This is a genomic window from Bacillus sp. AFS001701 (assembly GCF_002559405.1).
In the GTDB taxonomy this organism is placed as follows: Bacteria; Bacillota; Bacilli; order Bacillales; family Bacillaceae_G; genus Gottfriedia.
On sequence record NZ_NTZO01000199.1, the window covers coordinates 1 to 22498 of the forward strand.

22 protein-coding genes are annotated in these 22498 nt (G+C 33.4%); all 22 read right to left on the reverse strand.

All coding sequences use genetic code 11. The annotated features are described in order from the left end of the window. Window positions 1-59 precede the first annotated feature (59 nt). Window positions 60-752: a 5'-methylthioadenosine/S-adenosylhomocysteine nucleosidase gene (gene mtnN, locus CN514_RS13875; protein ID WP_097979014.1), complete on the reverse strand. Its 693-nt coding sequence runs from the start codon at window positions 750-752 to the stop codon at window positions 60-62. A 191-nt stretch (window positions 753-943) separates the two neighbouring features. Continuing rightward, entirely contained in the window at window positions 944-1540 is a 597-nt protein-coding gene (locus CN514_RS13880; protein ID WP_098233109.1) for a YrrS family protein, read from the reverse strand. A 67-nt stretch (window positions 1541-1607) separates the two neighbouring features. Further along, complete coding sequence (locus CN514_RS13885) at window positions 1608-3368, reverse strand: peptidoglycan D,D-transpeptidase FtsI family protein (RefSeq protein WP_098233110.1); 1761 nt, start codon at window positions 3366-3368, stop codon at window positions 1608-1610. Window positions 3369-3441: 73 nt separating this feature from the next. Beyond that, window positions 3442-3918 (reverse strand): transcription elongation factor GreA, encoded by a 477-nt coding sequence (gene greA / locus CN514_RS13890; RefSeq protein ID WP_098233111.1) that lies wholly within the window; start codon window positions 3916-3918, stop codon window positions 3442-3444. A 211-nt stretch (window positions 3919-4129) separates the two neighbouring features. Then, complete coding sequence (gene udk, locus CN514_RS13895) at window positions 4130-4765, reverse strand: uridine kinase (RefSeq protein ID WP_056472723.1); 636 nt, start codon at window positions 4763-4765, stop codon at window positions 4130-4132. Between the two features lie 20 nt (window positions 4766-4785). Further along, window positions 4786-6063 carry a peptidase U32 family protein gene (locus tag CN514_RS13900; RefSeq protein ID WP_098233112.1) on the reverse strand — a complete coding sequence of 426 codons (1278 nt, stop codon included), beginning with the start codon at window positions 6061-6063 and terminating at the stop codon, window positions 4786-4788. Between the two features lie 93 nt (window positions 6064-6156). Then, complete coding sequence (locus tag CN514_RS13905) at window positions 6157-7089, reverse strand: peptidase U32 family protein (protein WP_098233113.1); 933 nt, start codon at window positions 7087-7089, stop codon at window positions 6157-6159. Continuing rightward, window positions 7082-7741: an O-methyltransferase gene (locus CN514_RS13910; RefSeq protein ID WP_097979020.1), complete on the reverse strand. Its 660-nt coding sequence runs from the start codon at window positions 7739-7741 to the stop codon at window positions 7082-7084. The genes CN514_RS13905 and CN514_RS13910 overlap by 8 nt, the downstream gene beginning before the upstream one ends. 368 nt (window positions 7742-8109) lie before the next feature. Next, complete coding sequence (gene mltG / locus CN514_RS13915) at window positions 8110-9204, reverse strand: endolytic transglycosylase MltG (RefSeq protein ID WP_286141680.1); 1095 nt, start codon at window positions 9202-9204, stop codon at window positions 8110-8112. 121 nt (window positions 9205-9325) lie between these two features. Continuing rightward, on the reverse strand, window positions 9326-9616 hold the full coding sequence (locus tag CN514_RS13920) for a DUF1292 domain-containing protein (RefSeq protein WP_098233114.1): 291 nt from the start codon (window positions 9614-9616) through the stop codon (window positions 9326-9328). A 112-nt stretch (window positions 9617-9728) separates the two neighbouring features. After that, complete coding sequence (ruvX, locus tag CN514_RS13925) at window positions 9729-10145, reverse strand: Holliday junction resolvase RuvX (RefSeq protein WP_097979021.1); 417 nt, start codon at window positions 10143-10145, stop codon at window positions 9729-9731. Window positions 10146-10148: 3 nt separating this feature from the next. Next, entirely contained in the window at window positions 10149-10415 is a 267-nt protein-coding gene (locus CN514_RS13930; protein ID WP_056472706.1) for an IreB family regulatory phosphoprotein, read from the reverse strand. 114 nt (window positions 10416-10529) lie between these two features. Next, the gene (gene alaS / locus CN514_RS13935; protein ID WP_098233115.1) at window positions 10530-13181 is read right to left on the reverse strand and encodes an alanine--tRNA ligase; all 2652 of its coding nucleotides are present in this window, start codon (window positions 13179-13181) and stop codon (window positions 10530-10532) included. Window positions 13182-13537: 356 nt separating this feature from the next. After that, the gene (locus CN514_RS13940; protein ID WP_098233116.1) at window positions 13538-14605 is read right to left on the reverse strand and encodes an AI-2E family transporter; all 1068 of its coding nucleotides are present in this window, start codon (window positions 14603-14605) and stop codon (window positions 13538-13540) included. Between the two features lie 40 nt (window positions 14606-14645). Next, window positions 14646-15200 (reverse strand): GNAT family N-acetyltransferase, encoded by a 555-nt coding sequence (locus CN514_RS13945; RefSeq protein ID WP_098233117.1) that lies wholly within the window; start codon window positions 15198-15200, stop codon window positions 14646-14648. Window positions 15201-15860: 660 nt separating this feature from the next. Further along, a complete protein-coding gene (locus CN514_RS13950; protein WP_082459514.1) occupies window positions 15861-15995 on the reverse strand; it encodes a DUF3918 family protein in 135 nt (44 codons plus the stop codon). A 13-nt stretch (window positions 15996-16008) separates the two neighbouring features. Beyond that, on the reverse strand, window positions 16009-16197 hold the full coding sequence (locus CN514_RS13955) for a hypothetical protein (RefSeq protein ID WP_069035137.1): 189 nt from the start codon (window positions 16195-16197) through the stop codon (window positions 16009-16011). Window positions 16198-16308: 111 nt separating this feature from the next. Continuing rightward, window positions 16309-18666, reverse strand: coding sequence for an SF1B family DNA helicase RecD2 (recD2, locus tag CN514_RS13960; protein ID WP_098233118.1), 2358 nt, complete (start codon window positions 18664-18666; stop codon window positions 16309-16311). Between the two features lie 37 nt (window positions 18667-18703). Next, window positions 18704-19363 carry a tetratricopeptide repeat protein gene (locus CN514_RS13965; RefSeq protein ID WP_098233119.1) on the reverse strand — a complete coding sequence of 220 codons (660 nt, stop codon included), beginning with the start codon at window positions 19361-19363 and terminating at the stop codon, window positions 18704-18706. A 208-nt stretch (window positions 19364-19571) separates the two neighbouring features. Then, window positions 19572-20690 (reverse strand): tRNA 2-thiouridine(34) synthase MnmA, encoded by a 1119-nt coding sequence (gene mnmA, locus CN514_RS13970; protein ID WP_098233120.1) that lies wholly within the window; start codon window positions 20688-20690, stop codon window positions 19572-19574. A gap of 28 nt (window positions 20691-20718) precedes the next feature. Further along, on the reverse strand, window positions 20719-21864 hold the full coding sequence (locus CN514_RS13975) for a cysteine desulfurase family protein (RefSeq protein ID WP_098233121.1): 1146 nt from the start codon (window positions 21862-21864) through the stop codon (window positions 20719-20721). 54 nt (window positions 21865-21918) lie between these two features. Further along, the gene (cymR, locus tag CN514_RS13980; RefSeq protein ID WP_056472685.1) at window positions 21919-22335 is read right to left on the reverse strand and encodes a cysteine metabolism transcriptional regulator CymR; all 417 of its coding nucleotides are present in this window, start codon (window positions 22333-22335) and stop codon (window positions 21919-21921) included. Window positions 22336-22498 lie beyond the last annotated feature (163 nt).

Genomic DNA, 22498 nt, shown 5'->3' on the forward strand with positions numbered 1-22498 from the left:
CTCAAATGTATTTTAATAAAAAAAGAAAGATGCCTATAAGACATCTTTCTTTAAACACTTTATAACGCTTTAATCATTTCTTCAACCATTAATGTTGAATTAACAGCCGCAGTATGAAGGAATTGATCAAATGAAATATTTGATTCTTTACCAGCAATATCTGACAATGCTCGTGTTACAACAAATGGCACTTTAAAAGCATAACAAACTTGAGCGATTGCAGCTGCTTCCATCTCTACAGCATACAAATCACCAAATTTCTCTTTAACGAAGTCAACTCTTACTGGATCGTTCATAAATGAATCTCCAGTAACGATTAATCCTTCAACAACTTGGATACCATTAATTTTTTCAGCGCATTTTTTAGCGATAGACTTTAATTTATCATCAGAAGGGAATGCAGCTGGCATACCTGGAACTTGTCCGTATTCATAATTGAATGCAGTAACGTCTACGTCATGATGACGCACTTCAGTTGAGATAACAACGTCGCCAACATTTAAGTCAGTATGAAGTCCGCCTGCAGATCCTGTGTTAATAACAACATCAGGCTGATATTTTTCTAAAAGTATTGCTGTTGCCATTGCTGCATTAACTTTACCAATGCCAGACTTTAATAAAATTACTTCTTTTCCTTCGTATGTACCTATGTTATATTCTGAACCTGCAACTTCTTCTTTTCTCAGGTTGTCTAATTTATCACGTAATACATGTACTTCTTCTTCCATTGCTCCAATAATAGCTATTTTCATTCTATCATTTCCCTACTTTCTCTTTCAAACTTTAATCATTTTACCATATAGCGACATATCATTCATCTTTAAGAATGCGGACAACAAAAAACACTTTAATTCTTAAAAAGAAGGACGTTGTTTTACCTAATAGGAGCTCGCTTACCATGTGGTGTAAGCTTACAGTTGCTCCTGTAGAGAATTCCCTCGTTTTAATACTCTAACTCGTTTACTTCTTGTACCAAAATAGGGAGCCAGCCTTCTTTTACAACCCAGTGTAAGTATACGACATATTTATAGCTTAAGTCGTTTGTGGCAACGTATATTTTTATACTTTGCTGATCATATCCTTGACCAATATGCCAAACTGAATAATCTTCTTTTGTTAAAGAAATCGCATTTGATACTGCTTCTTCCATTTCATAAAAGTCCTGAGACTTATGACTATAGTGAACTGTATGAGGCTCAATTTGTCTTGTTTTGTTCGGTGTCCATTCTTTTACAGTGGATTCTATAATATTTTCATCATTTATTGAACCTTTAATAATCTCATTTACTTTTTCACGATATTTCGCTTGATATGGATTCGGTATATCAGTCATTTGCTTTGGTTCTTGAGCAATCGTAGTAATCTTAGCTTTTGCAGTATTAGGCTCTATCTTTTGTTGGTTGACGATTGGTAAAGTAATTTTTATCCCTAAATAGATGATTCCAAAAAGAAGTGGAATAAGTAGTATCCTGTAAAAATAATTTCCTCTTCGTACTCGTCTTAATTTTTGGGCCCTTTTGTTTGGTTCAATCGAAGACATTGACAAAATCCTCCAAAAACAACTAATTTTTCCCTATTTTAACATAGAGTTAATTAATTAAAAATAGCTATTTTGTGTGGTTTTTATCAAAGTTATATATAGATTTTATTAAACTTGTAACAGTGTCAGAGGTTGATGTAACTTCGTTTGAAACATTTAAACTAACTACAGCGAATGCATATCTTGGCTTATCAAATGGAAAATAACCTGCAAACCATTTGTTTTGTTCAACAATTTTACCATCTACTACTTTTGTTTCCGCTGTACCACTTTTCCCTGCTAAAGTGTAAGGCAAACTAGTATATCGATTTCCCGTTCCCTTCGCATCCGTAACGACACCTCGAAGTAACTCTCTTAATTGTTCCATTGAATCTGGAGCTAGATAATCATCAGTTAATGTCTGTTCTGGGAATTTAAACATTTCTGTACCATTTTTATATAATACAGAATCTACTACTTTTACTTGTTTTGGGCTCCCACCTCGTGCAATAGTAGCCATCATATTAGCTACAGCTAAAGGGGATACTTTTACATCCTGTTGCCCAATGGAAGTATTTAAGAGCTTATCACTTAAATAGTTTCCTACAAAATAAGTTGGTTTACCTTCATTTTGAAATTGACTAAAACTAGACTCATGATAGACAGATCCTGTCCATCCTACTGGACCATCTAAACCTAGCTTTTTGGCATATGTTTGAAACATATCTTTATTTTTTAAAGTTAATTGCTTACCTAATTGGCCAAATGTGTAATTACAACTTTCATAGAAACTTTGTTTAAAATTTAAATTACCTTTTCGCTTTTTCTCTTCATCTTCGTATTTACCGACTAGATTATTATTACAATTATACATTTGATTTTCTTTCACAATTCCTTGATCTACTGCGGCAGCCGCTACAACTGTTTTAAAGACTGAACCAGGTGTACTAGCTAATAGTGCATAATTAGTCGCTGTATTATCATTCGATGAAAATAAATTTTGGAAATTCATATTTGGTCGGCTAACCATCGCTAATAAATTGTTAGTCTTTACGTCAATTAGCACTGCAGCACCTTTTTGAAGTTTAGCTTGGTCGACAGTTTGTTCTAATATTTGTTGTAAATCTTTATCTAATGTAGTTGAAAGGGAAACAGGATAAAATGGATTACTAGGCTTCGCATATTTTACTTCATTTCCGAACATCGGTTTACCTAAATTATCTACGTGAAGCATTAAATTAGATGTTCCATCAGATTTTAAGAAATCTTCAAACTGAGCTTCTAAACCAATTACTCCAAATTCCTTAGGCTTATAATCTCGATCACTTTCATACTGTTTTTCATATTGTTCTTTATTTTCTCTAGCTATTCCAATTAGGTGTTCTGCCAATTGTTTATCGTCTTTGTCTTGAGACAACATGGAAATTAATCCAGAAACATGTAAATTATTTATTTCATCAATTTTTTCCGATGTTAATGTTTTTGTCATTCCTTCTAATGTAAAAGGTTCTTTTTTACCATTAAACTGATTTTTAATATTTGCAACCGGTACTCCTGTAATCGACGATAATTTATCAATCGGCCAATCGATTGTTTTTAAAAATGGAAATAAAATAACTTTTGGAGTATATGCTGCACTTAATAATTTTCCATTGCGGTCAAGTATTTTTCCACGTCCATTATCAATCCGAAACTGAAATGTTCTTTGAGCAACACTTCGTTCGATTAAATTTACCTTTTGTGGGCCAAAATTCTTTTGATGAAGTACACTAATATCTAAACATCTGTATACGATTAATGAAAATAGTAACGAAATAATAATTAATATGGCTTTTATCCGTCTATGCATATAAAAAACACCTCATCTACAGTGTAGACGGGGTGTTCTTTTTTCAAACAATTAAATTGTTAAACAAATCAAATTATTTAACAGCAATAATTCTTACTTGCATATCTCCACCAGGAGTATAAACTGTCACTTCTTCACCAACAGTTTTGCCTAATAAGCTTTTTGCGATTGGAGAATCATTTGAAATTTTACCTTCAAATGGATCAGCCTCAGCACTACCGACAATTGTGTAAGTTTCTTCGTCACCAGCTGGTAATTCTAAGAAAGTAACCGATTTACCTAAAGTTACTGTATCTGATGCATCATTATTTTCAGTAATAATTTCAGCATTACGGATCATATTTTCTAAAGTTGTAATACGACCTTCAACAAATGCTTGTTCATCTTTTGCAGCATCATATTCAGAGTTCTCTGAAAGGTCACCAAAGCTACGAGCAATTTTAATACGCTCTACTACTTCAGCACGCTTTACTGTTTTTAAATTTTCTAATTCTTGTTCTAATTTTTGTTTCCCAGCTAAAGTCATAGGGAATTTTTTTTCGTTAGCCATTTTGTACACTCCTTTTAGTATCCACCGTTTCTTTTATGTAGAACTTCTAAATATATGTTTATACAATGTAGTTGTACAAACAGTGTATGAGAATAATTAATGAAACATTCAACTTATGAAAACGCATTCTTTTATATAGAAAGATGAAGAAGTAAATGCTTCTCCATCTTTCCAAAATTATATTTAGGAATTATTCTCTTATATGAACGTATTATAATACACTTACTCTTTCAAGTATAGTCTGAATTTTTGTAGCCATTAAATCAATAGCCACAAAGTTCTGACCGCCTTCTGGTATGATAATATCTGCGAATTTCTTAGATGGTTCACAGAATTGATTATGCATAGGGCGTACAACATTTACATATTGATCTACCACAGAATCGACTGTTCTTCCACGTTCTTTTATATCTCGTTGTATTCGACGAAGTATTCGTAAGTCAGCATCCGTATCTACAAATATCTTTATATCCATTAAGTCACGTAAACGCTCGTCTTCTAAAACTAGAATACCTTCTAAAATAATAACTTCTTTTGGCTCTACAGGGATTGTTTCTGAAGATCTTGTATGAATTGTATAGTCATATACAGGTTTTTCAATTGCTTTGTATTGCAATAAATCTTTTATATGCTCAATAAACAAATCATTATCAAATGCTAATGGATGGTCATAATTTGTTTTCAATCTTTCTTCCATTGGTAAATGCGTTTGATCTCTATAATAAGAATCTTGCTGAATCATTAAAATTGAATGACCTTTAAATTGATCATAAATTGCTTTTGTTACAGAAGTCTTACCAGAGCCAGTCCCTCCAGCAATTCCAATTACAATGGGCTTATTCCCCATACTTCAATCCCTCTTTCTTATCAAACTAACTTTTTTCTCATCATGTTGTAAGGATAAACTTTTTGATCCACTTTAATTTTTACAATTTCTAATGGATGTCTTGCAGCGTCTACTTCTGTTCCATCTTCATTAACAATTACACCAACTGTTTGTTTGAAGTTTTCAATTTCAGGTCCAAAGAATTCAATTTGATCACCTGGTTTGAAGTAGTTACGTTGTTGGATTGTTGCGATACCAGTTTCATCATCATAGTCTAATACAAGACCTGCAAAATCATACGTTGTTTTTTTGCTATGATTTCCATACATTTGCTCTTTCATTCCTGGGAATCCTTCAAAGAATGAAGAAGCAGTGTCACGATTCGCACATTTATCTAATTCTTCAACCCATTCTTCTTTAAATTCAAAGTTTTCTGGGTCAGCACAATATGCATCAATTATTTTACGATAAACAGATACAACTGTTGCTACGTAATGAATTGATTTCATACGTCCTTCAATTTTCAAACTATCTACACCCATTTCAATAAATTTAGGAATTGAACGTAATAAATTTAAATCTTTCGGGCTCATTGCAAATGGTGCATCTTCTTCAGCAAATAAAGCATTTTCTGAAGCATCCGGATTTTGAGATTCAGTTTGAACTAAATCGTAATCCCAACGACATGATTGACAGCATCCACCACGGTTCGAATCACGTGCAGTCATATGATTACTCAACGTACAACGTCCAGAATAAGCAATACACATTGCTCCATGAATAAATGTTTCAATTTCAACGTCTACTTTTTCTTTAATTTCTTTTATTTCTTCATAGCTCGTCTCACGTGCTAATACTAATCGATGTAATCCTTCTTCTTTCCAGTACTGTGCAGCACGATAATTTGATAAAGATTGTTGTGTACTTAAATGTACCTCTAATTTAGGTGCAGCTTCTTTACATGTTTCAATAATATATGGGTCAGCTACAATAATACCTGTAACACCTGCAGCTTCAATGCCTTGTAAATACTCAACTAATCCGTCCATGTTTTCGTTATGAGCAAATATATTTGTTGTTACATAAATTTTCGCATTAAATTTGTTTGCAAACTCTACTCCTTCAGCCATTTCTTCAATAGAGAAGTTATCTGCATTCGAACGTAAACCAAACTCTCTACCACCAATAAATACAGCATCTGCGCCATATCTTACTGCAATTTTTAATTTTTCTAAATTACCAGCAGGTGCTAATAGTTCAGGTTTCTTCACGATTACACGTTTGCCATCAACTATTTTATCTAATTGTCCAATTGCCATTATTAGTCCTCCTCTTTAATACAGGTAAGGTACAAGGTTCTAGTTCTAGAATTCCCTGGCTTTCCTGCTTTTCCATCATAAATCTTACCTCTATTAATACACTGTTTCTTTAAAGAAGAATCCTGTGTCCAGTGGTCTGTTTACAGGTTGGATTGCTTCGATTTTGTCGAAAAGTTCGTCTTTGATTTCTTCGTATGCTTCACGGTCTTCTACACATAGGTCTATAGCTTGTCTGTATAGTTTTGTTACTTCAATGATATACTCTGAAGATTTTAAGACACCATCAATCTTGAATGAATCAATACCTGCATCAACTAATTCTTCTAACTCGTTAACAATACAAATATCATTAGGACTCATAATATGAGTTCCATTTTGATCTTCAAAAATTGGGTATTTATTATTACGCTCGTGGTCAACTAAGAACATATTTTCTTCAAATTTCTTTTGCTCCACGATTTCTAAATTCTTTCCTTGGTATTCAAAGTAGTTACCAACAAGTGAACGTTTTGATTGGAACATAGCAGTCATTCCATGTACTTGTACTTCGATTTCCACTTTTGCATTTTCTTTAATTTCAGCGACAGCTTCAAAGCTTAATTCTCTAGCTAATACTGCACGTTTTGATCCACGTTTACCCCAGTAATTACAAGTAAACCAGTTCGTAGCCGTTGTTTCTGTATTCCAATGTAATTGCATATTAGGTGCAATTGCACGTACTGACATAAGAACTGCAGGATCTCCGAATACAATTGCATCCACTTTTGCATCTCTTAAAAAAGCAATATAATCTTCAATTTCATCAAGTATTTCATTATGGTAAACGCCATTCATCGCTACATATACTTTTACATTTTTTTTATGTGCAATTTCTACTGCTTCTTTTACAGCTTCTCGATTAAATTCGCCAGCTAAGCGTAATCCAAAACGTTGTTCACCAATAATAACTGCGTCTGCACCAGCATCAGCTAATTTATCTATATCATTTAGGTTAGTTGGCGTAACTAATAATTCAGGCTTAATCATTATTAACTCCCCTTTTCTTACTAATAGCAACTCCATCACCAATTGGTATAATTGTCGAATCATACTTAGGGTGATTCATTAGCCATTCATTGTAATTTTGAATCTTTTTTATTAAAGCTTTCTTTCGTCGATCATCAACTAAATCCGCACTTTCAGCAACTTGGCCTTTAAATAAAACATTATCTGAAATGATAACACCTCTGTCCGATAACAAAGGCTCATATAACTCAAAAAATCGTTTATACTGAGCCTTAGCTGCGTCGATAAAAATAACATCAAATTGTCTGTTCTCAGGCAACTTTTCTTTTAAAAGTAAAGCATCACCTTCTAAAAGTAGAATTCGATTACTGTAATCACTTCGCTCAATAAACTCTTTTGCTTTTCGAATTCGCTCTGCATTTCGCTCCATTGTAACAATCTTCACATTTGGAAACTCTTTTGCCATTCGAATACTTGAATAACCTATCGCACTACCAATTTCAAGAATGGAAGTTGGCTGTATTAAATATAGCAAACCAAGCATAAATTCCATGCCTGCTTTATCCATTATCGGCACATGATGCTCCAATGCATATGTTTCCATTTCTTCTATAAAAGGTTCTCTATGTTTATAAAAATTCGCCAAGTATTGACGAACTAAAACGTCATTCATTGCTTATAAAGCCTCCAATAGAAATACAACCTTGTCTTAAAACAAGGTGTAAGTAAAATTTCTGTGTATCTGAATTTTTTTAGACCCGTAATATTCTAACATAAAAAAAAGACCCTTGGCTAGTACCAAGAATAGTTGCAACGCTTTCACTATTTTTTAATTTACAAAATTCCTCAGTAGACTATTTATACTACTGAGGAATTTAATATTTTCACTTTAAAAAAAGTTATAAATTGGCAGCAAGGTAGAGTAATCGACGTTGTTGCCAATTTTAGGAATAAAGTATAAGTGCAACTATGTCTTAAGTCTTCGCCTAAAAGGCTTGTCAATCGACGAGTTTACTATAATATACAAGTATTTCCAACTTTTTATTTTATATGCTTTTCTTTTTCTGTATTGTGTTCTGCTAACGATTTTGTAAAGATTACTTTACCTGTCTTATCAGCAAGGAAATATAAATAATCTGATTTGGCAGGCTCAAGAGCAGCTACTATACTATCAACACCAGCACTTGCGATTGGTCCTACAGGTAACCCTTTAACATAATAAGTATTAAAAGGAGATTTAACTTCTAAATCTTTATATAATACACGTTCTTTATGTTTACCTAGTGCATACAAAACTGTTGGATCCGTTTGTAATGGCATTCCTATTTTAAGTCGATTATAAAATACACTTGAAATTAACTTTCGATCGGTTGTACCAGTTGCTTCTTCCTCAATTAACGAGGCCATTGTTAATGTCTGATGAGGCGTAAGTTTTTTGTTACTCATTTCTGTTTTATATTGATCTAAAATTTTCACTGTTTCATTTAGCATAGGAGTGATAATTTCCTCTAAGCTCGGAGTAAAATCCCCATACATATAAGTTGAAGGATATAAGTACCCTTCTAATGGATAGCGAATTCCAGGTTTAAAAACATCATTCGTTATTAATTGAGGAAACTTTTTTTGTAGCCCCTGAATAAATGCTTTATCATTCAACTGTTTTAGTACAGCTGCTTGATCTAATTTAAATTCTTTTGCAATAATCGCTGCGATTTCGTTTAACTGAGAACCTTCAGGAATCATTAAATCCTTAACTGCAACTTGATATTTACCACCTACCTGTAAGTGGTTTACAATCGTTGCAACTCCTTGGTTTTCGCTAAAATGATAATTCCCTGATTTTAGACTAGCCTTGTTATGCAACTTCACATATAGTTTAAAAATTGATGTATTTTTTATTAAGTTTTTCTTTTTAAAAATTGCTGCAATATTATCTACAGAACTTCCTTCAGGAATTGTTACCAATTTAACTTGTTTATTTGCTGAATTAACAGGTTTTAACATATATTTATAAGTTGCAAAACCCGCTCCAACTACGACAATACAAGCAATAATTAAATATGTAAAAATACGCATACCTCTGCTTTTTTTATTTATATTCTTGTATCCATTTTTATCAAAATCATTAAATGACAAACTTATCTACCTCCTTTTCCACGTTATAGTATACTACAATTATGTGCTAAATCGGCAATTTTCTACATAAAAAAATGCTAAACACTTTTATAAGCGCTTAGCATTTTTAAATCCAGAGATATTATTCTCCTTCTTCTTCGTCAAAGAAAGTGTTTAATACTTCTTCAATCATTTCCCACTCTTCGTCAGATTCGATTGGATATAACTCTCCATCTTCACCATCTTCTGCAGGAATGAAGCTAGATGCATGGTAGATTGGGTCTCCATCTTCATCAAACTCTTGTCCAACTGGACTATAAATAACGTATGATTTACCATAATCATCTGATTCAAAAGTCATGATAATATTACAAAGAATCTCATTACCTTCCTCATCGATGATTGTAATTTGTCTGTCTTCACCGTGTTCCATTTATATCACCTCAATTATTTATCCTTTTATGTATAAGTGAATAGTTAGAGGGGCCGCTCAATAAGTAATACTGTAAATACTCTTATTGTCGGCCAATCTCCATTCTTCTTTATCACTTTATACTATCTAAGTAGTTTTGTAAAATAACTACTGCTGCCATTTTATCGATAACTTGTTTTCTTTTCTTACGACTTACGTCAGCAGAGATTAGAAAACGTTCGGCAGCCATTGTTGAAAGTCTTTCATCCCATAGTATAACCGGAAGATTGAATTCTTCTTCAATCATTTTTCCAAAACGGGTACAAGCTTCACCGCGTTCTCCAATACTTCCGTTCATATTTTTAGGTAAGCCTACAACTATTTTTTCGACTTCGTAGCTGTCGATGATTTCTTTTAGTCGGTCTAGTCCAAATTTCTGACGTTCTTCATCAATTTTGACTGTCTCAATACCTTGAGCTGTCCAACCAAGAGCATCACTTACAGCTACACCAATTGTTTTAGTACCTACATCTAGCCCAAGTGCTCTCATTAATTATTCTCCACGATGTTGTTGTAAGTAAGATTTAACTAATTCCTCAATGATTTCATCACGTTCTAATTTTTTCATCATACTTCTTGCGTCATTATGACGAGGAATGTATGCAGGATCACCTGATAATAAATATCCTACTATTTGATTGATTGGATTATAGCCTTTTTCTTGTAACGCGTCATGAACCTTTAACAAAACTTCATTAACTCGTATATCTTGACCTTCATCTTGCAAACTAAACTTCATCGTTTTATCAAATGAATCCATACAAAGCACCCCACTTATCCGTATATTTTTAGCTAATTACATTGTACCATTTTTATTACTCAGTTACGAATCAGCTAAAAATTTTTATATCTGTTATTGTACACGATTTTTGTATTATTTAGAAATCGTGTTCATCCATTTTTCAACAAAAGCAACAGCCTCGTCTAATTTCGAAGGATCTTTACCGCCAGCTTGAGCCATATCGGGACGGCCTCCGCCTCCTCCGCCACAAATTGAAGCAGCTTCTTTTATTAAATTTCCTGCATGATATCCTTGACCTACTAAATCTTTTGTAACGCCAGCAATTAAGTTTACTTTACCTTCATTAGCAGAACCAAGTAATACAACAACAGAACCAACCTTATTCTTAAGGTCATCAACCATTGTGCGAAGACTATTCATATCTGCTCCATTTACTTTAGCAGCAACGAATTTTACTCCATTTACTTCTTTAACGTTATTACTAATATTTCCTGCTTCAATATTGCTTAATTTTGAAGAAAGTGATTCATTCTCTTTTTGTACTTGTTTTAAATCTGATTGTAAAGTTTCAATACGAGCAACAACGTCTTTCGTATTTGATTTTAATAGGCCAGCTGCCTCTTTTAGTTGACCAATTTGTTCTTGCATATATTCGTAAGCTGATTTGCCAGTTACTGCTTCAATACGGCGCGTACCAGCTCCAATACCTGACTCAGAAATTATTTTAAATGTACCGATTGATGCTGTGTTATCAACATGACATCCACCACATAGCTCAAGACTATAATCTCCAACTTGTACTACTCGTACTACATCACCATATTTTTCACCGAATAATGCCATTGCTCCCATTGCTTTTGCTTCAGCAATTGCTTTTTCTGAAATTTGAACTGGAATGCTTTCCCAAATTTTTTCATTCACAATTTTTTCAATTATTTCAAGTTCTTCAGACGTTACTTGACCAAAATGTGAGAAGTCAAAACGCAAGCGTTCTTGGTTTACTAATGAACCAGCTTGATTTACATGAGTTCCAAGTACATCCTTTAATGCTTGGTGTAATAAATGAGTAGCTGTGTGGTTCTTTACAATACTTGAACGATTAGCTTTATTAATTGTTGATTCAACTTTAGCACCAACCGATAACGCACCTTCAACAACCTTCACTCGATGTAAATTTTGTCCGTTTGGAGCTTTTTGAACATCAAGCACTTCTACTTTTAAACCAGGAGCAGTTAAAGTTCCACGGTCTGCAATTTGACCTCCACTTTCAGCGTAGAAAGGAGTTACATCAAGTATTAAATGCGCTTCTTCGCCATTTGCTACATCTTCAACTTTTTCTCCGTCTTGTACTAGAACAAGAACTGTAGATTTTACCGAACCTTCGCTATAACCTACAAAAGCTGATGTTTCCTTGATTTCACGAAGTGCTTCACTTTGTACCTGCATTGAGTCAACATCTTGTCTTGCAGAACGAGCACGCTCACGTTGTTTTTCCATTTCAACTTCGAAACCGTCATGATCAACTGTTAATCCTTCTTCTTCTGCATATTCTTCTGTTAATTCAATTGGGAATCCATATGTGTCATAAAGTCGGAAAACATCCTCACCTTTAATTACAGTACTTCCTTTTGCTTTTGCATCCTTCATTACATTTGTAAGAAGTGATAATCCTTCATGTAATGTTTCATGGAAACGCTCTTCCTCATTTTTAATTACTTTCTGAATGAACGGTACTTTTTCTTTCACATTTGGATAGTAGCTTTCCATGATTTCTGCAACAACTGGAACAAGTTCAAACATAAATGGACGTTCAATACCTAATTTTTTAGCAAAACGAACAGCACGACGGATTAATCGACGTAATACATATCCGCGACCTTCATTTGAAGGAAGAGCGCCATCTGCAACAGCAAAAGATACTGTACGAATATGGTCAGCAATTACTTTAAAAGCAGTATCTTGATCTAATTGTCCATTTCGATATTTTTGACCAGAAATTGTTTCAACAACATTGATAATTGGCATAAATAAATCAGTGTCAAAGTTTGTGTCTACTTCTTGTAATACACTTGCCATACGTTCTAAGCCCATGCCAGTATCAATGTTTTTGTTTGGTAATTCTGGGTATTCTTTGCGGTCTAAACCATCTTTTGAATTAAATTGAGAGAATACAATATTCCAAATTTCTAAATATCGATCATTTTCTAAATCCTCTTTTAATAATTTAATTCCAATGTTTTCTGGATCATATTTTGTTCCACGATCATAGAAAATCTCTGTACATGGTCCACATGGTCCTTCACCAATTTCCCAGAAGTTACCTTCTAACAGGATAATATGCTCAGGATCTAATCCTAATTTAATCCATAAATCATACGTTTCTTTGTCTTCAGGATAAACAGTAACGTATAATTTTTCTTTTTCAAAACCAAACCATTCAGATGAAGTTAAAAGCTCCCAGCCCCATGTTACAGCTTCTTCACGGAAATAATCTCCGATTGAGAAATTACCTAACATTTCAAAAAATGTATGGTGACGAGCTGTTTTCCCAACATTCTCAATATCGTTTGTTCGAATTGATTTTTGTGAATTTGTTATCCTTGGATTCTCTGGAATTACACGACCATCAAAATATTTTTTTAATGTCGCTACACCACTATTAATCCATAATAAAGTTGGGTCTTCTACTGGTACTAAAGATGCACTTGGCTCAATCGTATGACCTTTTTCTTTAAAGAAATCTAAGTACATTTGGCGAATTTGAGCAGCAGTTAGCTTTTTCATTATATTAACCTCCATTTAGTAAATTTATAATGTTATAAAAACAAAAAAATCCCGTCCCTAAAACAGGGACGAGATGTACTCGCGATACCACCCTGATTATGAATAGAAAGCTTGTTGCTTAGGCAAAATGCCTCGAAGTCTATTCATCACCTCAAGAGACCGTAACGTGGTCTGACGCGTCAGTGATTAGCTGCATTCAGGAGTAGCTTTTCTGTCACCCTTCATTAAAGTTTCTTTCAGCCTAGGAAACTTCTCTCTTTTGCATAAGCTTAAATGGTTTAGTGACATACTTGTTCCTTCAAAATTTTGCAAATATAAATTGTATGAAAAAATAGTATCATTGTCAAAAATGAAAGTCAAGTTGAGAGACGTTCTTTTCTATTACTGTAATAACGAATAACAGAAATGATGACAACTAATACTGGTACAGCAATTAACAAACCTATAAAACCAGCTATTTCACCTGCAACTAATAATGAAAACATAATTATAACTGGATGAGTATGAATTGATTTTCCAATTATCATTGGAGAAAGAACGTTTCCTTCGATCAATTGTAAAATAATTAATGTAATCCCTACTCTAATTAATAAACTGGTCCCTTCCGAAGCGGCTAAAAACAGAGTTGGTACAGCCCCAATAACCGGTCCGAAATACGGAATAATATCTGTTATTCCAATTACCACTCCTAATACTAGAGCATATTTCATTCGAACAATCCATAGAAATATTGTTGCTAACACAAACAGTAAAAAACATACTAATATTTGACCACGAATATATTTTCCAAATGTATTATTAAGTTCTTTCGCTAAACCTTTTGCTTCATATCGCCATTTGTAAGGGATAATTTTCCAAAACATATTCGATAAGACCTTATAATCTTTTAAAAAGTAAAAAACGATAAACGGAATGATAAATAGTGAAATAATATTATTTACTAATTGCTTCATCCATTCACCAGATTTATTCAATAATGATAATCCCGATTTTTCAGCACCATTAATCATTAAATCAATACGGTTATGAAGAAAAATTGGCATCCTTGAAGTCTTTCGTTCGATTTTTGATAAGAAATTATCATATAATGCCATTACTTTAGGAAAAGCTCTTAAAATATCTTGCCACTGTTGTTTAAAAATAGGGAGTAATAAATAAAGCCCTAATACACATCCTCCAAAAAATAATAAATAAATCAATAAAATGGCTATTACTCGTTTTATCCCTTTATTATGAATATATTCAATTGCAGGATGTAACAAATAGGCAATGATTAACCCAATCAAAAATGGAACCATCGATTTTAAAACACCAATTACAATATGTAAATAAACCGGTTTTAAATAATAAAAAACAATTCCAACTAATCCAATTAGCAAAATTAAACATAACCGATAGATCCATTTTAACTTTATACCGTCCATAAAAAAACCTCCATACTGTTAATAGTATGGAGGTTTTCAATTAAATTATGTGACTTGTTAAAAATTTTGAGAACTCTTCTCTCTTCACAACATTCAATACACATTTCGTTTTTGCCTCTTGTTCAACAATTATTTGTTCATTTGGAAATTCCTTCTCTACACCAATTGTCATATAAGCTAATTTCTCTTGTGCACGCCTTGACCTAGTATTTGACTCTTTTGCACCAGCAAAAACATAGTCCATTTTCAACTCGTTAAAAGCAATTTTTAAAATTTCAATTTTTGAAGCTTCATTATACCCTTTCCCCCAAAATGGAACCCCTATCCAAGTACCCATATGACAAATTCCATCTCCTCGGTCAATGTGCTTTAAAGTTGTTATACCGACTACCTCATCTTGCTCATTCAATATTATCCGATTTATAACCTTACCTTCTAATTCCTTCTGAACAATATAGCTAATAAATCCAATTGTATCATCAATATGATCTACTTTTATTCCCAATACATCTTTCACACCTGGATCTGATGATAACTCAAAAACCTGCTCTGCATACTTCAAATCATTCTTAACAAGCCTAACTCCCACTCCCATATTTACCATCCCTTTTCCATGTTTTTATAAATGATAAAAGAAGATGTTCATTTACTCAATGAAAACTTTTAAATATATTTGGAATGTATAATTAGGATTGGATTTAATACATTGAAAAAACAAAGCACATATCCTTTTTCAGAGATAATTCATTTTTTATCCAATAATGATTTTATATGTTATATGTTTGAGAGGTTTTATACGATCAACAAACTCAAGTAATTGTTTAATCTTGAGAAGTTAAAAATATATAAGAGCTTATTTTTAGAAAAACATTTTAAAATGATTATAATAATACGTTGAAGTTCGATCTTAATTGACCTACAAACTGATTACTATGCTGTATGCTACTCTAAGTAACGGATATTAAATTAGGTTTTTAGTGCAACCATTTTTTGATGAATAAATTGATTGGAACTGAAGGGATGCTCGACTCCTATAGGGTATGCGGGAAGCCTGAGACCCCACAGGAACGTACGTGACGAGGAGGCTCAGGTCTCGCCCAATGGAAAGCGAGCATCCCGCAGTGGAAATCAATCTCACTAAACTCCTTTACGAAAATTTGGTTATTTAATTGACAAGGTTGTTTAGTAATTAATTGTCTAACTCTTTTTCGACAATAAAAAAGCACATGCCCTTAAAGACATGTGCCTAAAAAAATTAAAGCATTTTTTTCAATGACTTTCTCATACGTTTCATGTTCTTTGAAGTAAGCCATTTGTTATCGTACATTAACTTCATCGCAAGTGCACCTGCACCTAAACCTAAACCTAATAAAGAGCTTTTTCTAGCCATCAATTACCCACTCCTACATACTAAGTTTTCGATCCTCTTCGTCAAATAAATCATCCAACGAACTTAACGTACCATCTTCTTCAACTTGGTGGGTATAAATTATGCCTTTATTAATTGTTAGTTCAATATAACATCCCCAACAATAATATTGATTTACACCTATTTTCCCTAAGTCTTTACTATGACAATTTGGACAAATCACAACGCTCGCTCCCTTAGCCTAAAAAGGCAATGTTTCTAAGCATTGTGACCAAATTTTCATAAAAATATACGTTAGTACAGGAATCGTCTTGCACTATATATTCTTAGTCATTTACATGAAATCATAAGGTGAAAGATTTGGTAATTCGTCTGATAGCTGAAATGGTAAATCCTCGTTTAGCTGTACTTCACCATTTTCAATCCCTTTTAGTTTCATACATAGAGTAGTTTGTCTTTGACCATCATCTGTTCTTCCAATGCCTTGAATAAATGCATCTTGTTCACCGCACATGATTAAGAACTTCTTACTTCTTGTCACTGCAGTGTAAATTAAATTTCTTCGAAGCATTCGATAATAACTTTTGACAATTGGAAGCACAATAATATCAAATTCACTACCTTGAGACTTATGAATTGAACAACAGTAAGCAAGAGTTAATTGAGAAAAATCGGGTCTAGTATACGTCACTTCATTTCCATCAAATGAAACGATTATAATATCTTGTTGTTCTACATTTTCTTTGGCGAAAAAAATGTTTACAATTTCACCCATATCTCCATTAAAAACATTATTTTCAGGAATGTTTACGAGTTGGAGAACTTTATCACCTGTACGAAAAGTTGTATCACCAAAATTCATTTCACGTTGCTTTTCTTTTTTAGGATTAAACACTTCTTGAAGCCCTTCATTTAGAGCATCAATTCCTGCTGGGCCTCGATACATCGGTGCTAATACTTGGATATCTCTTACAGGAAAACCTTTTTTATTGGCGTTTTCACACACTTTTTTGACGACTTCAACAACTTGTTGACTTGAACAACCGATAAATGAACGATCTTTTCTTTGTTCAAACAAATCCTCGGATATTGTTCCATCTTTTATATAATGTGCAAGCGTAATAATCGAAGAATCTTCTGATTGACGGTAAATATCTTTTAATCGTACTGTTGGAACTGTACCAGAGTTTAATAAATCCTTTAAGACTTGACCTGGGCCAACAGAAGGTAGTTGATCCTCATCCCCTACAAAAATGACTTGGCATCCTTCTGGAATGCTTTTGAGTAGTTGATTCCCTAACCAAACATCGACCATTGAAAACTCATCAATAATTAGTAACTTTCCATTTAAAGGATTTTCCTCATGATGGCTAAACTCCCCTTCTCTTGTCCAACCGAGTAAACGATGGATTGTTACTGCCGGTAATCCAGTTGCTTCACTCATTCTTTTTGCCGCTCTACCTGTAGGTGCAGCAAGCAAATAAGGAAATGGATCATCTTTCGGGTAAGAATGCTGATCTAATGATAAATCATGGATTGTTGAAAACAGATTAACAATTCCTTTAATAACTGTCGTTTTACCTGTCCCTGGACCACCTGTAAGGACCATCATAGCTGACTCCATAGCCTTTTTGATTGCTTGTGCTTGTGAAGGGGCGTATTTTACATTCATTTTTGATTCGAGGTCTTCTAGCTCTTTTGTAAATCTAGTTTCAGTCATTTCTCCTAAATCTGGAGCACTGCTTAATAACTTTTGGATCGCATTTACAATGCCTTTCTCAGCGTAATAAAGTGCAGCTAAATAGATTCTCTCATCTTCCATTACTAGCTTTCCGTCTGCTACCAATCGTTTCATTTCCCGAGAAATGTCGACTGCTTCGACAAGTTCTTTATCCTGTTTCATTAATAATTGTCTAGTTTCATCAATAAACTGATCTTGCGTTATATAAACATGTCCTTCTTGCATTGATAAATGTTCTAAAATATAAATACAACCCGCTCGTATCCGATCTGGATGATTCCCTGTAATACCGATTGCTCGACCAATTTCATCTGCTCTTCCAAACCCAATCCCATCCACATCTTCAATTAACTTAAATGGATTTGTTCTGATAACATCTAGAGTTGATTCATTATAAGTCTTATAAATTTTAATCGATAAACCCGTTCCAATACCGTAGCTACTTAAAAAGCTGATTACTTTTTCAAGACCTTGATGAGATAGAATTGTTTCATAAATTTCTGTAGCTTTCGATTTTGCCAGCCCGGGAACACCTTCTAGGCTATCTGCATTATCTAAAATTTTATTAATTGCACCTTCACCTAAATGATCAACGATTTTCTCAGCTGTTTTCTTTCCAATTCCTTTAAATAAATCTGATGATAAATATTGAATAACACCTTTTTTAGTAGATGGAAGTTCTTTTTCAAATGATGAAATTTGAAACTGTTTACCATACCTCGGATGGTCTTTTACAATCCCTTTAAATGTATATGTTTCATCTTCATTCATCCTTGGAATATTCCCAGTAATGGTCATTTCCTGTTCACAATTTGATAAATTTGTATCAACTACTTTTACCTTTGCAACAGTATAAAAATTTTCTACATTATAAAAGATGATTGTTGTGATATGCCCTTTAATATATGGTGTCTCATCAACAAACAATTCCATTTCACTTTGGGTTTGCATTTCTCCACCTCCCCGAACTTACACAACTAAACTAGTTTCAATCTACTTCTTTATTTTCAATTACTTTTAAAGCATGCATCGCAAGCATATGATCATCTTGACTTTCAATCGCTTTATTAAAATGGTCTTTCGCAATAGTAACTTGATCATTAAACATCGCAATTATGCCTAGATTATAATGTGCATCAGCATGAAGTTCATCTAATTGTAAAACTTTTTCTAAATTAATTTTTGCTTCATCTAACATTTCTAATTTAGCTAAAGTAAGGCCATATTGGAATAATGCGTCAACATCTTTATCATCTAGTTCAATCGCTCGTTGAAAAAATGGAAGTGCAAAACGATCTTCTCCATTATTAACACAACATAATCCAATCATAAAATGGACATCACTATCATTCATGCCAAGTTTCACACAATGTTGAAAATGTTTTTTAGCTAATTCAAACTTTCCATCTTCAAAATACACTGTTCCAACTGCATAATGCGCTGCAGCCAATTCTGGATCAATTTCTAAAGCCTTTTCAAAAAAACGACAAGCTCGTTCGACATCTCCCATCGATAGTAAAAGCTGACCAAAATTAACATACGCTAATGTATTAGTAGGATTTTCTTCAATTTCTTTCGTTAAAAAATTAGCTGCATCCTCTAAGTTACCTTCTTGCAGGGCTGCTACTCCACGTTCAAAATTATTCATATATGACACCTCTATGTATTTTCTTTCAATTATTTTTGATAGACTCCATTTTCTGTACTTAATCAGTTTAAGAAACTTAATATATCTATTTAACACTATCACACCATAGTATACATTTCAAAGGAACGTTTCTTCAAAATTTCTACGATAAATTATGTATTTCCATTCAAAAAAACAACCCCAACCATTATGATTGGGGTAAATAGATTTATCTTAAATAAGTTAATTCATTACCATCGATAAATGCACGATCAATTGTTCCTCCACCTAGACAGTCTGTCCCGTCGTAAAATACAACGGCTTGTCCTGGAGTGATTGCACGAATTTTTTCGTGGCAAAGAATTCTTACGGAGTTATCATCTAAAATGTGAACTGTTACTTCATTATCTTCAGAACGATAACGGAATTTAGCAGTACATATAAATGAACCTTCTTTCGGTTTATTTGATGTCCAACTAATATCAGAAGCAAGTACTTCATTACTATAAAGCAACTCATTATGAAAACCTTGTTCAACTAATAAAATATTATTTTTTAAGTCTTTTCCTACAACGAACCAAGGGTCACCATTTCCACCGATTCCAAGTCCATGACGTTGACCAATTGTATAATACATAAGTCCATCATGTTTACCTTTAACTTCCCCGTTCATTGTTCTCATTTCACCAGGTTGTGCAGGTAAATAATTACTTAGAAATTCTTTAAAGTTACGTTCACCTATGAAGCAGATTCCAGTACTGTCTTTTTTCTTAGCTGTCGCTAAATCTGCCTCTTCAGCAATTTTACGGATTTCAGGCTTTAAATAGCCTCCAAGTGGAAACATAACTTTCGATAGTTGTTCTTGACCAAGTTGATTTAAAAAATAAGTTTGGTCTTTATTGCTATCAATTCCTCGTAACATTTTATATTCTCCGTCACGAAACTCAACTCCAGCATAATGACCTGTCGCTACATAATCTGCTCCAAGCTCCATTGCATGTTCAAGAAATGCTTTAAACTTAATTTCTTTATTGCACATTACGTCTGGATTTGGTGTTCTACCTTTTTTATATTCATCTAAGAAATAGGTAAACACTTTATCCCAATATTGCTTTTCAAAATTCACTGCATAATACGGAATTCCTATTTGATTACAAACTGCAATTACATCTTCATAATCCTCAGTTGCTGTACATACGCCAAATTCATCTGTGTCATCCCAGTTTTTCATAAAAATACCGATGACATCATATCCTTGTTGTTTCAATAAATATGCTGTTACAGACGAATCTACACCACCTGACATTCCTACTACTACGCGAGTGTCTTTTGGATCTTTTTTATTCATAAATAATATCCCCTCGCACTATAAAAATTTATATTTTAACTAATCTTTTTACAATTGAAGATACACGTTCTCCAAGTATACGGATTTGTTCGTCTGTATTTCCATAACCAAAGCTGAACCGAACCGAAGAACGTATTTTAGGTGAATCTATTCCAAACATTTCAACTAAAACATGTGATGGATCTATACTACCAGCTGTGCAAGCAGACCCACTTGAAGCTGCTATGCCTGATAAATCAAGGTTTACCAAAAATGATTCAATTGAAATATCCTCAAATGATAAGTTTAACACATGTGGTGCAAAAAACGAGTCATTTCCATTCTTTTCAAAACGAATGCCATTTTCTTTTAGAACATTCATTAAAATTTCATGGAAACGCAAATAGCTTTCTATCCGTTCATCTCTTTCGATGTGAATTACTTCTACTGCTTTAGCTAATCCAACAATACCAGGAACATTTTCTGTACCCGCACGACGTTTACGCTCTTGCTGTCCACCATATTGTAATTGTGTAAAAATTGCATTTTCACTTACATAAAGAAAACCTACACCTTTAGGTCCATTAATTTTATGTGAGGAAATGGATAAAAAGTCGACTCCAAGTTCTTCAACATTAATTGGAATTAAGCCGTAAGCTTGTACTGCATCTGTATGGAAATGAGCTTTATGGTCACTAAGAAGTTCACCAATTTCTTTAATTGGTTGAACTGTTCCGATTTCATTATTAACCATCATAATTGATACTAAAATTGTATCATCACGCAGTGCGGCCTTTACATCCTCTACATTCACACGACCTGTATGATCAACAGGTAAATACGTAACCTCAAAGCCTTCCTTTTCAAGAGCCTGGCATGTATGTAATATAGCATGATGCTCGATGCTTGAGGTAATAATGTGCTTACCATATTTTTGATTCGCAAAAGCAGCGCCTAAAACAGCAAGGTTATCACTTTCCGTTCCACCGCTTGTAAAAATAATTTCGTTAACTTTTGATCCTATACTATTAGCACAAATCATGCGTGCTGTATCAATCTTTTGGCGAGCTTGTCGGCCAAATGAATGAATACTAGATGGATTCCCAAAAGTCTCTTGCATTTCTACAACCATCTTTTCAATTACTTCTGGATGCATTGGAGAAGTCGCAGCATGATCTACATAAATACGTTCCATTTTTATTAAATCCTTTCTTTATGAAGCGTTCAACTATTTTTGAACGCACTAAAATTAAATATAAAACATATATCCATTTAAATCATCAGATTCTAATTTTGCTAAATCCTCAAGACTCGTATGGTCTAACACTTCATTAATCGCTTTTTGAACACGAGTCCATAACTCTCTTTGTGCAGGATTTTCATCTTCAAGATTTTCGATTGGAGATAATGATCCTTCAAGTGCAGTTATCACTTCACCTGCAGAAATTTCATTCGGTTCCTTTGTTAAAATATACCCACCATATGCTCCACGAATACTCTTAACTAATCCTGCATTACGTAATAATGAAATAATTTGTTCTAAATAATGCTCAGAAAGATTTTGTGCTTTCGCAATACTCTTGAGTGAAATTGGTTTATCACAATATCTTTTAGCTAATTCAATCATAACTGTCAGTCCGTATCTTCCCTTAGTTGAAATCTTCATTAATTCACTCCGTTCAATAAACTGTATCTCTTATTTTTATCAGATTTATCCTATTTTTAAACTGTAGTAATACAATTATTGTACACTATTTATCCTATAAATTCACATGCCAGGAAAAAAATGCACTAAACCAATTGGAAAAGTGCAATATCCATCTATGTTA

Coding starts and splice junctions, on each gene's coding strand:
- CN514_RS13905 (WP_098233113.1), bottom strand. CDS start 7,089: ATGATTAAGCCTGAATTATTAGTTACGCCAACTAACCTAAATGATATA.
- cymR (WP_056472685.1), bottom strand. CDS start 22,335: ATGAAGATTTCAACTAAGGGAAGATACGGACTGACAGTTATGATTGAA.
- CN514_RS13945 (WP_098233117.1), bottom strand. CDS start 15,200: ATGGGAGTGGGAGTTAGGCTTGTTAAGAATGATTTGAAGTATGCAGAG.
- CN514_RS13900 (WP_098233112.1), bottom strand. CDS start 6,063: ATGGCAATTGGACAATTAGATAAAATAGTTGATGGCAAACGTGTAATC.
- alaS (WP_098233115.1), bottom strand. CDS start 13,181: ATGAAAAAGCTAACTGCTGCTCAAATTCGCCAAATGTACTTAGATTTC.
- CN514_RS13930 (WP_056472706.1), bottom strand. CDS start 10,415: ATGGATTCATTTGATAAAACGATGAAGTTTAGTTTGCAAGATGAAGGT.
- CN514_RS13880 (WP_098233109.1), bottom strand. CDS start 1,540: ATGTCTTCGATTGAACCAAACAAAAGGGCCCAAAAATTAAGACGAGTA.
- CN514_RS13920 (WP_098233114.1), bottom strand. CDS start 9,616: ATGGAACACGGTGAAGACAGACAAATTACAATCATCGATGAGGAAGGT.
- CN514_RS13950 (WP_082459514.1), bottom strand. CDS start 15,995: ATGGCTAGAAAAAGCTCTTTATTAGGTTTAGGTTTAGGTGCAGGTGCA.
- ruvX (WP_097979021.1), bottom strand. CDS start 10,145: ATGAGAGCACTTGGGCTAGATGTAGGTACTAAAACAATTGGTGTAGCT.
- CN514_RS13965 (WP_098233119.1), bottom strand. CDS start 19,363: ATGAATAATTTTGAACGTGGAGTAGCAGCCCTGCAAGAAGGTAACTTA.
- greA (WP_098233111.1), bottom strand. CDS start 3,918: ATGGCTAACGAAAAAAAATTCCCTATGACTTTAGCTGGGAAACAAAAA.
- mtnN (WP_097979014.1), bottom strand. CDS start 752: ATGAAAATAGCTATTATTGGAGCAATGGAAGAAGAAGTACATGTATTA.
- recD2 (WP_098233118.1), bottom strand. CDS start 18,666: ATGCAAACCCAAAGTGAAATGGAATTGTTTGTTGATGAGACACCATAT.
- mnmA (WP_098233120.1), bottom strand. CDS start 20,690: ATGAATAAAAAAGATCCAAAAGACACTCGCGTAGTAGTAGGAATGTCA.
- CN514_RS13885 (WP_098233110.1), bottom strand. CDS start 3,368: ATGCATAGACGGATAAAAGCCATATTAATTATTATTTCGTTACTATTT.
- udk (WP_056472723.1), bottom strand. CDS start 4,765: ATGGGGAATAAGCCCATTGTAATTGGAATTGCTGGAGGGACTGGCTCT.
- CN514_RS13975 (WP_098233121.1), bottom strand. CDS start 21,864: ATGGAACGTATTTATGTAGATCATGCTGCGACTTCTCCAATGCATCCA.
- CN514_RS13910 (WP_097979020.1), bottom strand. CDS start 7,741: ATGAATGACGTTTTAGTTCGTCAATACTTGGCGAATTTTTATAAACAT.
- CN514_RS13940 (WP_098233116.1), bottom strand. CDS start 14,605: ATGGACGGTATAAAGTTAAAATGGATCTATCGGTTATGTTTAATTTTG.